The organism is Streptomyces sp. NPDC006879 (genome assembly GCF_042869595.1).
Taxonomy (GTDB): Bacteria; Actinomycetota; Actinomycetes; order Streptomycetales; family Streptomycetaceae; genus Streptomyces.
Window position 1 is genome coordinate 72,078 of sequence record NZ_JBIAGC010000004.1, and the last position, 12,624, is coordinate 84,701.

Sequence of the window (12,624 nt, forward strand, 5' to 3'; positions counted from 1 at the left end):
CAGGCGCCGCGCTCTCAGATCTCCAGCCGGCCGTCGACCCGCCGCGGAAGCCCAGTCGGGTTGCCCTCCCGCAGCTCGGCGGGGAGCAGCGCGGGCGGGGCGGACTGATAGACGACCGGTCGCAGCCAGCGCTCGATCGCCGTACCCCCGACCGAGGTGGCCGCCGAGGTGGCCGCCGGGTAGGGGCCGCCGTGGTGCTGGGCGGGTGCGACGGCCACACCGGTGGGCCAACCGTTGACCAGCACCCGCCCGGCCAGTGACGTCAAGCGTTCGAGCAGCCCGGCGACCTCCCCGGCGGCACCCGATGCCTCCGCGGCCGACACCTGCACGGTGGCCGTCAAGTTGCCCTGAAGCCGGCCGAGCACCGCCTCCACCTCGGCCGCGCCGGTGTACCGGGCGAGAACGGTGACCGGCCCGAAGCACTCCTCCAACAGCAACTCGTGCGGGCCGTCTTCGGCCAGCGCCCGAGCCGGCACGGACAGGTATCCGGCACCGACCTGGTGCTCACCCACGGCACCCGCCGGGACCGGCGCGAGCACCTCGGGGAGCGCGGCCCGCCGAGCGGTTCCGGCGATGAAGTGTTCACGCATCCGGTGGTCGAGCAGCACGCCCGGTGCGGCACCCGCGAGAGCTTCGCCCAGGGCCTTGGCCAGGCGGTCCCCGTCCTCACCCTCGGGGAGCAGGACCAGTCCGGGCTTGACGCAGAACTGCCCGACGCCCAGGGTCACGGACGCAGCCAGCCCGCCGGCGATCTCCTCGGCCCGCTCGGCAGCCGCCCCCGGGGTGATCACCACGGGGTTCAACGAGCCGAGCTCTCCGTGGAAGGGGATCGGAACGGGCCGTGCCGCGGCGGCGTCGAAGAGGGCACGTCCGCCGCGGATCGATCCGGTGAAGCCGGCGGCGCTGACCAGCGGATGCCTGATCAGCTCCAGTCCGGCGTCGAACCCGTGGAGCAGGCGGAGCACTTCCCGGGGGAGTCCGCAGCCCGCGGCGGCGTCCTGGAGCAGGGTGGCGCACAACTGCGAGGTCGCCGGGTGGTCGGGGTGCGCCTTGACGACGACCGGGCAGCCAGCCGCGAGTGCGCTCGCGGTGTCCCCGCCGGGAACCGAGAAGGCCAGGGGGAAGTTGGAGGCGCCGTACACGGCTACGACGCCGAGGGGCACCTTCCAGCGGCGCAGGTCTGGTCGCGGCGGAGTCAGGCTCTGATCCGCGCGGTCGATCCGGATGTCGAGGAAGGAACCCTCTTCGACGGCTTCGGCGAAGGCGCGCAACTGGTATCCGGTGCGCCCGAGTTCGCCGGTGAGCCGAGTGGCGCCGAGGGCGGTTTCGGCGTCCGCGAGCGCGGTCAACCGGGGACCGGCCGCGTCCAGGGCCGCGGCGGCTGCGCGCAGGAACGCGGCCCGGGTGGCGCGGTCGGTGAGCGCGGACCGGGCGGCATGGGCGGCTCGGACGGCCAGGTCCACGTCCGTGGGTGTGGCTTCGAAAGCGACCCGTTCACGTGTCTCGCCCGTGCGCGGGTCCACACTCCAGACTGGGTTTCCTGCCATCGTCCGCCACCTCCTGATCCTGGTCACCTTCACCCTCGTTCAGTATGCTGAACGCTGTTCGTGATGATGAACTCCTGCGGGGGAGCCTATTTCCGCGCGATCCGCATTGACAAGAGGGGCAAGGGCACATGAGCGCAGTCGATTCCAGCGCGGCACCCGTCAAATCCGCCGTCCGCACGGTCGAGTTGCTCGAATGGTTCGCCGCCCGGCCCGGACTGCACAGCCTCGCGGACGTCCAACAGGGCGTGGGGTACCCCAAATCAAGCCTCTACATGCTGCTGCGCACCCTGGTCGACCTCGGCTGGGTGGAGACGGACTCCCCGGGCACCCGTTACGGGATCGGGGTGCGAGCGCTCCTGGTGGGCACCTCCTACATCGACGGGGACGAAGTGGTCACGGCCGCCCGGCCCACCTTGGACCGGCTCTCCGACGACACCACCGAGACCATCCACCTGGCCAGACTGGACGGCTCCAGCGTCGTCTACCTCGCCACCCGCCAGTCCCAGCACTACCTGCGCCCCTTCACCCGGGTGGGCCGCCGGCTACCCGTGCACTCCACCGCACTCGGCAAGGCGCTACTGGCCACACACACCGACACCGAGGTACGAGCCCTGCTGCCGCGCCGCCTGGAGCCGGTGACCGCGCACACCCTGACCGACCGGGAGCAGCTGATCGAGGAGCTGGCGCTGGTGCGCGAGCAGGGCTATGCCATCGACCGCGAGGAGAACACGCTGGGGCTGAGCTGCTTCGGCGTGGCCATCCCCTACCGCACGCCTGCCCGCGACGCGGTCAGCTGCTCGGTGCCCGTGGCGCGCCTCACCCCCGGACACGAGGAGACGATCAAGGAAGCGCTCTTCGACGCCCGGGACCGACTGACCCACGCCACCCGCAGGATGTGAGGAAAGTCTGAGAAACCGGGTGGACCGGAACGTTCCGCCCCGAGGCCTCGTCTGTGCCAGTGGGATGAACAAGACAATCAGGCGCGCTTCGGTCTTCAGTCTGCTCCTCGTGCTCGCCCTGCTGGTGCGGGTCACCTGGGTGCAGGCCTACCGGGGCCAGGCGCTCGCAGACGACGAACACAACCGGCGGACGGTCATCGAGCAGTACTCGCAGCCGCTCGGGAACATCATCGTGGCCGGAGAGGCGGTCACCGGCTCGAAGAAGGTGGACGGCACCGATTTCGCCTACAAGCGGACCTATGCCGACGGCCCGCTGTACGCACCGGTCACCGGGTACAGCTCTCAGGTCTACGGCAAGACGCAGCTCGAAGGCATCTACAAGTCGATCCTCGACGGATCCGACCCGCGCCTGAAGAAGCCCCTGGACATGCTGACGGGCCGCCGGGCCGATCCGGGCAACGTGCTGACCACCATCGATCCCGCCGTCCAGCAGGCCGGCTACGACGCCCTCCGGGGCAAGAGCGGTGCCGCCGTCGCGATCGACCCCGCCAGCGGGGAGGTCCTCGGCATCGTGAGCACCCCATCCTTCGACCCCGGCCGGATCGCCGGCAGCACCGACCAGGCGGCCTGGAAGGAGCTCTCCGCCGACGAGGGCGAGGCCATGACCAACCTGGCGCTGCGCAAACCGGTCGCACCTGGCTCGACGTTCAAACTGGTCACCGCCGCCGCCGCGCTGGAGGAGGGCCTCTACTCCTCGGTGGACGAGCCGACGGACAGCCCGAACCCGTACACCCTGCCCGGCACCCGCACGATCCTGGAGAACGAGAACAAGTCCGCACCCTGCGAGAACGCCACCCTGCGCGTCGCCCTGCGGTACTCCTGCAACAACGTCTTCGCGGAGGTCGCACACCGGCTGGGGCAGGACAAGATGCGTGCGATGGCGGAGAAGTTCGGCTTCAACGACGAAGAACAGGACATCCCGGTGCGCGCCTACGCCAGCGTGTACCCGAAGAAGAAGGCCTCTCCCGACCTCATCGCCACCAGTGGAATCGGCCAGTTCGACGTGACCGCCACCCCCTTGCAGATGGCGATGGTGTCGGCGGCGATCGCCAACGGTGGGGAGCTGGTGTCCCCCCACATGGTGACCGAGGTGACTGACTCCGACGGCAACGCGCTGGAGAGCTTCCAAGACGCCAGGAGCGAGCGGGTCATCAGCGAGCGGACCGCCGAACAACTGCGGGACGCGATGCGGACGGTGGTCCAGGAGGGGGGCGGCGCCAACGCCAAGGTCGCCGGCGCCGAGGTCGGCGGAAAGACGGGAACCGCCCAACGCGGCGTGAACAACAAGGACACCCCCTACGCCTGGTTCACCGCCTACGGCAAGGCCGGGGATCGCCAGGTGGCGGTGGCGGTGGTGATCGAGAGTTCGGACACCGACCGCTCGGAGATCGCGGGCGGCAAGCTCGCAGCGCCGGTGGCCCAGAAGATGATGGAGGCCGCCCTGAAGTAATCACTTGCCTCCTCGCGCCCTCCGCCGCAGGGTATGGGCCATGCCTCGACCCAGCGGATTCAGCTACGCCCAGTTCGACGACGGATCAGTGACAATCACCCACCGGGGACGCGCCGCCGGCAGACTGCGTGGCGCGCGTGCACGGAAGTTCCTCGCCGAAGCCGCCGCCGCGGAACCGCAGTTGGTGATGGCCAGGTGGACGGGCGCGTACAAGCACGGCAACGAACGCGCGGCGCGCGAGCACCCGCGCAACCGCTGACCGCCGGTAGCAGCCGTCCCACTGAGGGCTGCCCCGTAGTGCGCACGGACGCGGCGAGGTGTCGCACCCGTCCTCGTGCTGCCCGCCGAGGATCGCGGGACACCCGTCTGGCCCGTCGGGAGGAACCCGCAGGGTAAGGGAACGGCAAAGCCCCCTCGGTCGTTCTCCCGGCATGACCGCAATGACCCCCGGCTCGAACTTCCCGCTGCCCGTCGCCCGAGTGGCGGTGGACGTCACCGCCCCGGTGCGGCTGGACGTATCGGGCCTGCTGCTCACCGCCGACGGCAAGGTCCGCTCGGACGAGGACTTCATCTTCTACAACCAGCCCTCCGGCCCCGGGGTGACCTACCGCTCGGGCGGCGGGACCTCCCCGGACGCGATCATCGTGGACACCGCAGCGCTGCCGCCCGGCATCGAGCGGATCGTGGTGACCGCGAGCCCTGATGCGGCCGGGCAGACCTTCCAGGGTATCGAGCCCACCGCCACGGTCCGTAGCGCGGACGACCACAGCGTGCTCGCCACCTTCACCCCGCCGCAGCTCAGCACCGAGACCGCCCTGGTGGTGATGGAGGTGTACCTGCGCGGCGGCGCCTGGAAGGTGCGTGCGGTGGGGCAGGGCTACGCAAACGGGCTGGCCGGGATCGCCACCGACTTCGGCGTCTCCGTGGAGGAGGAGCCGGCACCGCCCGCGGCGGCGCCCGTGACCGCCCCGCCGATGCCGCCTGCGCCTCCGGCAGCCCCGGCTCCCGCCAGCGGGAAGATCAACCTGGACAAGGGGCGGGTCAGCCTCCAGAAGAACCAGACGGTGTCCCTGGTCAAGGGCGGGCGTCCGCTTCTGAGCCAGGTCAAGATGGGTCTCGGTTGGGAGCCCGCCTTCCGCGGCAAGGACATCGACCTGGACGCCTCCGTGATCGCCTTCGGGCCACAGCGCAACCACCTGGACAGTTGTTACTTCGGCAAACTGTCCATCCTGGGCGGATCCATCAAGCACTCCGGCGACAACCTCACGGGCGAGGGCGCGGGCGACGACGAGGTCATCGTCGTCGACCTGGGTCGACTACCGGCCGAGGCGACCGGGCTCGTCTTCACCGTGAACTCCTTCTCCGGCCAGAAGTTCACCGAGGTGGCCAAGGCCTACTGCCGGCTGATCGACGCTGCCACGGGTGAGGAGTTGGTGCGTTTCGACCTCACCAGTGCCGAACCCCAGACCGGCGTCATGATGGCGAAGCTGATCAGACAGTTCTCGGGTGAGTGGGAGATGACGGCCATGGGCGACTTTGTGAAGTCCCGCACAGTGCGTGGCATGGTCAAGCCCGCTGGGCAGGCACTTTAAACCTTCCACAGCACGGGCGGGCGCCGAAGTGACCGATGCCACCGGCAATTCGCGGGTCGCTGTCAGTGCCCGCCCGTAGCCTTGTTCCCATGTCCACCGTCTCCATTACCCGCAGGCTCACCGGTCCCACGCGTCCCTCCGCCGCCGAGGCGAACGACGCGATACGGATGCTGGTCGAGTACCGGGCGGCACAGCCCCGGGGCGCGGATTGGCCCGCGGAGGCCTACGAGTTCCTGCTGTCGGAGTGGGCCGAGGCGGTACGCAGGGAAGACACCGGCGTCACCGCTGGGCGCGGCGCCGCCAGGGGCCGGTAATCGCCAGCATGATGCCCGGGTCCTGGATGTTGGCGTAGAGCGTGCATCCGTCCGGGGAGAAGCAGACCCCGGTGAACTCGGAGAACTCCGGCTCGCGTGCGGTGCCGATGTTGAGTTCGTTGCGCGCGAGCGGGTAGGTCCTACCGCGGTCCGTCGCCCCGAAGAGGTGCTGGATACCGTCCCCGTCCTCGGCGATGACGAGGCCTCCGTAGGGTGAGACCGTGATGTTGTCGGGCCCGTCATAGGCGCCGTCCTTGGAGGGGTCGGGGTTCACACCCAGGAGGACGGTCAGGCGCAGGGTCCGGCGTTTGGGGTCGTAGAACCACACCTGCCCGTCGTGCGGGAGGCCGGGGCTCTCGGCGCGCGCGAAGGAGGAGACCACATAGGCTCCGCCATCCGCCCACCACATGCCCTCCAGCTTGCGGGCCCGGGTGATCTCGCCCGCCCCGAACTGCTTGCGGACGTCGGTGTCCCGGGCGTCCCGGTCGGGGACGTCGACCCAGTCCACCCCGTAGACGGTGCCGACCCGGGTGGCCCGCGAGAGGTCGTCGACGAACTGCCCGGAGCTGTCGTAGCACTTGGGACCCTGGAGCAATCCCGCGTCCTCGGCCAACCGACGTAGCCGCCCCCGACCGTGCCGGAAGCCGTGCGGAGGCACCCAACGGTAGAGGAGACCGTTGGGGCCCGAGGCGTCTTCGGTCAAGTAGGCGTGACCACGCCGGGGATCGATGACGACGGCTTCATGGGCGTACCGGCCGAACGCCTTGATGGGCTTCGGGTCCCGGTTGGCCCGCACATCGTGGGGGTCGACCTCGAATACGTAGCCGTGGTCGCGGGTCATCCCGTTCTGGCCGGCCCGGTCGGCGTTCTCCTCACAGGTCAACCAGGTGCCCCAGGGGGTGCTGCCACCCGCGCAGTTGGTCGAGGTACCGGCGATGCCCACCCACTCGGCGACCTCACCACCGCGCCGCACCTCCACCACGGTGCAGCCGCCGGCCGCGGCCGGGTCGTAGACGAGGCCGGGGGTGAGCGGCACGGGGTGGTCCCAGTTGGACCGCTTGCCCTTGAGCTCGTGGTTGTTGACCAGCAGGGTCACCCCACGGTGCCCCTCGAAGGCCGCGGTGCCGTCGTGGTTGGAGGGAGTGAACTCGCCCGAGTCCAGTCGGGTCACTCCGCTGCGGGTGAGGATCCGGTACGAGAACCCGGCGGGCAGCGCGAGGATGCCCTCGGGGTCGGGCAGCAGCGGCCCGTAGCCAAGTCCGTGGTGGTGAGCGGCGGCTTCGTTCCCCTCCCGGGCGGCAGGGCCCGGGGAGAAGGGTTCCTCGGCGGCGAGGGCGCCGGGCGCGGTGGCCAGTGCGCCGACCGCGCCGGTCAGGGCGACTCCAGCTCCGGCGGCGGCTGTTCTGCCGGTGAATTCCCTGCGGCTGAGCGGCATCGGTTCTCCTCGTGGGGACGCGTTGCGCTGATCGAGCGGTCGGCGCACACGGTCTCGCCCGAGGTTGAACTACGACTTAACACTGACTGAATCCGAGGTGACGCGTTACCTCAACTCGCCTGCCTTGAACGGGCCTTGAACGCAGCCTTACGCGCTTCCTTAGCGGCCTTGCGATCCGGGTGAAGGCGCCCCATCGCCTCCAACACCTCAGCGGTGGCCGGATGGGCGACCCGCCAGGCGGTGTCGAAGAAGCCGAGCTGCCCACCGGTCAGGCTCTCCATCAGCGTGATGAGTTCGCTCGCCTCGGCGTCCGTGGCGAGTTGAGCGGCGAGCGTGTCGATCGTCAACCAGAAGACCAGCTCCTCGGAGGGCGGCGGCACATCGGCGGCACCACCTTCCACCAGCCAGACCCGGGCCAACCCGCCGAGCTCGGGGTCGTCCAGCACGGCGCGTACGGCCGGCTCGGCGCTCGCCCCGGCCAGCGCCAGTGCCTGCTGGCAGCGCAGCCGGCGGAGCGGGGCCAGTTCGTCGCCGCCCCGCGCGGCTGCGAGCAGCTCCGCAGCCGCCGCCGATGCCTCCCGGTGAACGAGCCACTGCTCGATCTCCGCCTGCGCCGCCGCCTCCGGGAACCGGGCCACCGAGTCCAGCAGCGCGTCCGCCCCTTTGCCCACGAGTTCACCCACGGCGGGCGCGTCGATGCCCCGCTCCACCATGCGGGCCCGGACGCCGTAGAGGCCGAGCGGAGTCAGGCGCACCAGCCCGTAGCGAGAGATGTCTTCCTCCTCCACGGTGGCCGCCTCGGTGTCCGCGGCTTCTGCCATCAGCTCCTCGTCCACCGGCCGGTAGGCGAGCAGTCCGATCGGTTCCAGGAGGCGCAGCTGTTCGTCCAGTCGCATCATCGCGTCCGAGACCTGTTCCAGCACGTCATCGGTCGGCTCCCCCATATCGTCGGGCACCACCATGGATGCGGCGAGAACGGGCAACGGGACCGGGCCGTCGCCAGCGCCGCCCTCACTGACCGTGAGCAGATAGAGGTTGGCGAGGACCGAGTCGAGGAGCTCGGCCTCGTGCCGGGGGTCCCAGCCGAGTGCGCCGAGGTCGACCGTGCCGCCCTCGTCGATGGCGTCCATCAGGCCGTCGAGGTCCGGCACGGCGGCTTCGGCGAGGACGGTGTCGAGGGCTGCGAGCCAGACCTCCAGGACGTCCGACGGTCCGCCCTCGCAGATCAGGGCGAGTTCGGCGCCCGCAGCGGCGCCCGCGAGCAGCTGCGGGCCTTCGTCGGCGTCCGAGAGCGCCGGCGGCGCCCCCTCAGCCGTGGTGGTCTGCGGCGCCCCCGACTCCCGGATCTCCACGAGGCCGGCGTCGAGCGCCACCCGCCAGGCCTCGCTCACCTGCGCCTGCCCCTCCGGGTCCGCGCTGAGCCCGAGTGCGAGCGCCGCTTCGGGCAGTTGGGCGTCGATCAGCTCACCGGCGGCGCCGGTACGGGTGTCGGGGCCGGTCCAGCGGGCCAGGCGCACCGCACGGGCGAACAGCGGCGCAGCGAGCGCCTCGCGCGCCAGTTCCGCGTCGGAGTGCAGCCGTACCGGCGGCATGGGGGTGCGCTCTGCGGGCATGGACGGTTCTCCCTCGGTGACGTCGTCGGCGGGCCCAGCGTAGACGCATTTCGGGGCGTCTCGTCCGGTTCACCGAGACGTCCACCGCAAGACCCCCGAGAACCCTTGACAAGTACCCTATTCAGCCAAGAGATTGACGCGCGTAGATGTGACGGGGGCCCACCACGGGTCCCCGGTGGGAACCGCCGACACCTCCGTCGGCTCGTCAAATCCCCACTGTCGTCCGTCCACTCCGTCCCTCATCGACAAACCCGGAGTCCTCTGACCATGGCTTCCAGCCCGTCCACTTTCGGACGTCCGCACCGCTCCGCCGCCGTCGCCGCGGTCCTCGCCACCGCACTCGCCGGGGGGCTCGTCGCAGGCACCGCCTCCGCCGCAGACTCGGACGCCACGGGGGCCGCCGAGTCGGCCGCCGTACGCATCCACGACATCCAGGGCACCACCCGCATATCCCCTCTCAACGGACAGCAGGTCGCCGGCGTCGAGGGCATCGTCACCGGCGTGCGCACCTACGGTTCGCGCGGCTTTTGGATCCAGGACATCCAGGCTGACGCCGACCCCGCCACCAGCGAGGGCGTCTTCGTCTACACCGGTTCCGTCCCGACCGTCGCCGTCGGCGATGCCGTCACCGTCTCGGGCCTGGTCAGTGAGTACGTGCCCGGCGGCTTGAACTCGGGCAACCAGTCGGTCACCCAGATCACCAAGCCGACGGTCGTCGTCGTCTCCTCCGGCAACGCGCTCCCGGACGCCGCCGTCATCGACGCGCGTCACGTGCCCAACCGTTACACGCAGGACGGGGACGCGAACGCCGAGGGCAGCATCAACGGCCTGGCCCTCAATCCCCGCCGCTACGCCCTGGACTTCTACGAGTCCCTGGAAGGCATGAACGTCCGCATCGGCACCTCGCGGGTCGTCGGTGCCACCGACCCCTACTCCGAGCTCTGGGTGACCGTCAAGCCGCGCGAGCACGACAGCCGACGCGGCGCCACCGTGTACGGCTCGTACACCTCGCAGAACACCGGACGCCTGCAGATCCAGCAGCTCGCACCGATCTCCCAGCAGCCGTTCCCGAAGGCCGACGTCGGTGACGTCCTCTCCGGCGCCACCGAGGGCCCGCTGGACTTCAACCAGTACGGCGGCTACACCCTGGTCGCCCGTACGCTGGGCACCGTCGAGAGCCGCGGGCTTCAGCGCGAGCGGACCCGCCCGCAGCGGCGCGGCGAGTTGGCGATCGCCACGTACAACGTCGAGAACCTCGACCCGGGCGATCCGCAGGAGAAGTTCGACGCGTTGGCCAAGGCTGTCGTGGAGAACCTGTCCTCGCCCGACATCCTCACCCTGGAAGAGATCCAGGACGACAACGGCACCAAGAACGACGGCACGGTATCCGCCGAGGAGACCCTGAAGAAGTTCACGGCGGCGATCACCGCGGCCGGCGGCCCGTCCTACCACTGGCGTGGGGTCGATCCGGAGAACAACCAGGACGGCGGCCAGCCCGGCGGCAACATCCGTCAGGTGTTCCTCTTCAACCCCGAGCGCGTCTCCTTCAACGACCGGGCGGCCGGCGACGCGGTCACCGCGACCGGTGTGGAGCGCGAGGGACGCCGCGGCGCGGCGCTGACCCACTCGCCCGGCCGGGTGGACCCGGCCAACGCCGCCTGGGAGAACAGCCGCAAGCCGCTGGCGGGCGAGTTCGTCTTCCGGGGCGAGAAGGTCTTCGTCATAGCGAACCACTTCGGCTCCAAGGGCGGTGACGAGAGCCTGACCTCGCACCACCAGCCGCCGGTGCGCTCCTCGGAGGCCAAGCGCCTGCTCCAGGCACAGGCCGTCAACGGCTTCGTGAAGGACATCCTGGCGCTGGACCGCAAGGCGAACGTGGTGGTCCTCGGAGACATCAACGACTTCGAGTTCTCCCAGACCACCAAGGCCCTGAGCGAGGGGCGGGTGCTCTACCCGGCGATCAAGTCGCTCCCGCGTTCGGAGCGTTACTCGTACGTCTACCAGGGCAACGCCCAGGTGCTGGACCAGATCCTGACCAGCCCGGGGATCCGGCACTTCAGCTACGACAGCGTGCACATCAACGCGGAGTTCGCGGAGCAGAACAGCGACCACGACCCGCAGGTGTTGCGCTTCCGCCCGTAAGGGAAAGGCTCCCGCGCGGGTCACGGCCCGCGCGGGGACCGCGGCCCGTCGGCCGCGAGAAGGTCCGGCCGCTGCCCCGGCCGGACCTTCGGCGGATCGACTCGGGACCTTCGCCCCTAGTGTGATCCTCAGCACAAATGCCCGCATTCGCCCCGTCAGGTGGTGTTAGGTGTGCTCGACGGACCCCTCTGTTCGCTCCCGCCCCCCGGAGGACCGAGTGCTCCCCACCCTCTCCCCCGCTGCTGAAATCGGCTTCGGCGTCCTGCTGGCGACTGCCGCGATCTGGGTGATCCGCCGCAGCACGCCGTGGGGTCGGCGCCCATCACAGACCCAACGGCCGGCCACCGTGAGCAGCCCGAGCTCCCCGGCGGTTCGCATCCCCGGACAGCGGGGTGTGGATGGTCATCCCATGGAGCGGGTGGAGCTGAGCCCCGAGGAGCGGGAGGCCTTCGAGGACCTGATCCGCCGCATGCCGATGAACTGAGAGCGCACCAACGCGAGGCCACCGGGCGATGGACGAGGCCCGACATCCGATCCCTCCGGTGAACCCGGCCCCGACCACGCTTTGCAAAGCATTGCTAAATCGACCACAGAGAAACTTTAAGTAGACCTGCGAAAGCGGTGCCCACAGACTGCCCGCATGGCATCGTTCACACGCCCCACCCCGCCCTTCGGCCGCGCCCTGTGCGCCATGGTCACCCCCTTCGCCCAAGACGGCTCACTCGACCTCGACGGCGCACAAACCCTCGCCTCGCACCTGGTCGACCACGGGATTCAGGGACTGGTCCTGAGTGGGACCACCGGCGAGTCACCGACCACCGACGACGCTGAGAAAGCGGCGCTGGTGCGGGCCGTGATCGAGTCCGTGGACGGACGCGCCAGCGTCCTCGCGGGAGTGGGCACCGCCGACACCGCCCACGCGCTCCGCCTGGCCCGGGCGGCCGAACACGCGGGAGCCGACGGCCTGCTGGTCCTCACCCCCTACTACAGCCGGCCGCCGCAAGCAGCACTCGAAGCACACTTCCGCAAGGTTGCCGACGCCGTCGGGATCCCGTTGATGCTGTACGACATCCCGGGCCGAACCGGTACCCGCATCGAGCCCGGCACCCTGCTGCGACTGGCCGAGCACCCCCGCATCCGCGCCGTCAAGGACTGCGCATACGACCTGCTGGGCAGCTCCGGCGTGATCGCCCGCACCGCGCTGGCCTACTACTCCGGCTGCGAGGAGTACAACCTGCCCTTGTACTCGGTGGGCGCAGCGGGTTTCGTCAGCACCGTCGCCAACGTCGCTCCGGAGGCGACCCGCGCCGCGCTGGACGCCTACGACAGCGGTGACCTCGCGGGCGCCACCGCGCACCACCAGGCCCTGTTGCCCCTGGTCGAGGCAATGATGGCGGGGAGTTCACCCGGAGCCGTCACCGCCAAGGCCCTGCTGAACGCACTGGGCCTACCGGCGGGCCCGGTCCGAGAACCGCTCCAGCCCGCCGACCGCGGCGCGATCGACGGGCTGTTGGAGGCCTACGGCCGCGTGGGCCCCGGCACCGGACTCGGGAGCTGACCCCACCCGGTCCG

Annotated in this window: 11 protein-coding genes; 8 read left to right on the forward strand and 3 right to left on the reverse strand. The window is 70.3% G+C overall.

Features of this window, described 5'->3' with window-relative positions; translation table 11 throughout:
• Nucleotides 1-14: 14 nt before the first annotated feature.
• Nucleotides 15-1,547 (reverse strand): aldehyde dehydrogenase family protein, encoded by a 1,533-nt coding sequence (locus tag ACFYMC_RS04795; protein WP_388518839.1) that lies wholly within the window; start codon nt 1,545-1,547, stop codon nt 15-17.
• Between the two features lie 128 nt (nt 1,548-1,675).
• Between ACFYMC_RS04795 and ACFYMC_RS04800 the strand changes: the two genes are divergently transcribed.
• The 5 genes from ACFYMC_RS04800 (at nt 1,676) to ACFYMC_RS04820 (ending at nt 5,862) form a co-directional block, all read left to right on the forward strand.
• Nucleotides 1,676-2,446, forward strand: coding sequence for an IclR family transcriptional regulator (locus tag ACFYMC_RS04800; protein ID WP_388518842.1), 771 nt, complete (start codon nt 1,676-1,678; stop codon nt 2,444-2,446).
• 64 nt (nt 2,447-2,510) lie between these two features.
• Nucleotides 2,511-3,956, forward strand: a complete 1,446-nt coding sequence (locus ACFYMC_RS04805; protein ID WP_388518845.1) for a peptidoglycan D,D-transpeptidase FtsI family protein — start codon at nt 2,511-2,513, stop codon at nt 3,954-3,956.
• Nucleotides 3,957-3,996: 40 nt separating this feature from the next.
• Nucleotides 3,997-4,215 (forward strand): hypothetical protein, encoded by a 219-nt coding sequence (locus tag ACFYMC_RS04810; protein WP_388518848.1) that lies wholly within the window; start codon nt 3,997-3,999, stop codon nt 4,213-4,215.
• A 181-nt stretch (nt 4,216-4,396) separates the two neighbouring features.
• A complete protein-coding gene (locus tag ACFYMC_RS04815; protein WP_388519261.1) occupies nt 4,397-5,548 on the forward strand; it encodes a TerD family protein in 1,152 nt (383 codons plus the stop codon).
• A gap of 89 nt (nt 5,549-5,637) precedes the next feature.
• Nucleotides 5,638-5,862, forward strand: a complete 225-nt coding sequence (locus ACFYMC_RS04820) for a hypothetical protein (RefSeq protein ID WP_388518850.1) — start codon at nt 5,638-5,640, stop codon at nt 5,860-5,862.
• On the opposite strand, the gene ACFYMC_RS04825 is transcribed toward ACFYMC_RS04820, so the two are convergent.
• On the reverse strand, nt 5,828-7,297 hold the full coding sequence (locus ACFYMC_RS04825) for an alkaline phosphatase PhoX (RefSeq protein WP_388518852.1): 1,470 nt from the start codon (nt 7,295-7,297) through the stop codon (nt 5,828-5,830). The genes ACFYMC_RS04820 and ACFYMC_RS04825 overlap by 35 nt on opposite strands.
• A 110-nt stretch (nt 7,298-7,407) precedes the next feature.
• On the reverse strand, nt 7,408-8,910 hold the full coding sequence (locus ACFYMC_RS04830; protein ID WP_388518854.1) for a hypothetical protein: 1,503 nt from the start codon (nt 8,908-8,910) through the stop codon (nt 7,408-7,410).
• Nucleotides 8,911-9,177: 267 nt separating this feature from the next.
• Between ACFYMC_RS04830 and ACFYMC_RS04835 the strand changes: the two genes are divergently transcribed.
• The 3 genes from ACFYMC_RS04835 (at nt 9,178) to dapA (ending at nt 12,610) form a co-directional block, all read left to right on the forward strand.
• Entirely contained in the window at nt 9,178-11,052 is a 1,875-nt protein-coding gene (locus tag ACFYMC_RS04835) for an endonuclease/exonuclease/phosphatase family protein (RefSeq protein WP_388518857.1), read from the forward strand.
• Nucleotides 11,053-11,269: 217 nt separating this feature from the next.
• Complete coding sequence (locus ACFYMC_RS04840; RefSeq protein WP_388518860.1) at nt 11,270-11,536, forward strand: hypothetical protein; 267 nt, start codon at nt 11,270-11,272, stop codon at nt 11,534-11,536.
• Between the two features lie 156 nt (nt 11,537-11,692).
• Nucleotides 11,693-12,610, forward strand: a complete 918-nt coding sequence (gene dapA / locus ACFYMC_RS04845) for a 4-hydroxy-tetrahydrodipicolinate synthase (RefSeq protein ID WP_388518863.1) — start codon at nt 11,693-11,695, stop codon at nt 12,608-12,610.
• Nucleotides 12,611-12,624: the final 14 nt, after the last annotated feature.

What these genes read in the sequence shown, in the direction of transcription:
- ACFYMC_RS04795 (WP_388518839.1), bottom strand. Translation starts at nt 1,547, where the DNA reads ATGGCAGGAAACCCAGTCTGGAGTGTGGACCCGCGCACGGGCGAGACA.
- ACFYMC_RS04835 (WP_388518857.1), top strand. Translation starts at nt 9,178, where the DNA reads ATGGCTTCCAGCCCGTCCACTTTCGGACGTCCGCACCGCTCCGCCGCC.
- ACFYMC_RS04825 (WP_388518852.1), bottom strand. Translation starts at nt 7,297, where the DNA reads ATGCCGCTCAGCCGCAGGGAATTCACCGGCAGAACAGCCGCCGCCGGA.
- ACFYMC_RS04820 (WP_388518850.1), top strand. Translation starts at nt 5,638, where the DNA reads ATGTCCACCGTCTCCATTACCCGCAGGCTCACCGGTCCCACGCGTCCC.
- ACFYMC_RS04815 (WP_388519261.1), top strand. Translation starts at nt 4,397, where the DNA reads ATGACCCCCGGCTCGAACTTCCCGCTGCCCGTCGCCCGAGTGGCGGTG.
- ACFYMC_RS04810 (WP_388518848.1), top strand. Translation starts at nt 3,997, where the DNA reads ATGCCTCGACCCAGCGGATTCAGCTACGCCCAGTTCGACGACGGATCA.
- ACFYMC_RS04805 (WP_388518845.1), top strand. Translation starts at nt 2,511, where the DNA reads ATGAACAAGACAATCAGGCGCGCTTCGGTCTTCAGTCTGCTCCTCGTG.
- ACFYMC_RS04800 (WP_388518842.1), top strand. Translation starts at nt 1,676, where the DNA reads ATGAGCGCAGTCGATTCCAGCGCGGCACCCGTCAAATCCGCCGTCCGC.
- ACFYMC_RS04830 (WP_388518854.1), bottom strand. Translation starts at nt 8,910, where the DNA reads ATGCCCGCAGAGCGCACCCCCATGCCGCCGGTACGGCTGCACTCCGAC.
- dapA (WP_388518863.1), top strand. Translation starts at nt 11,693, where the DNA reads ATGGCATCGTTCACACGCCCCACCCCGCCCTTCGGCCGCGCCCTGTGC.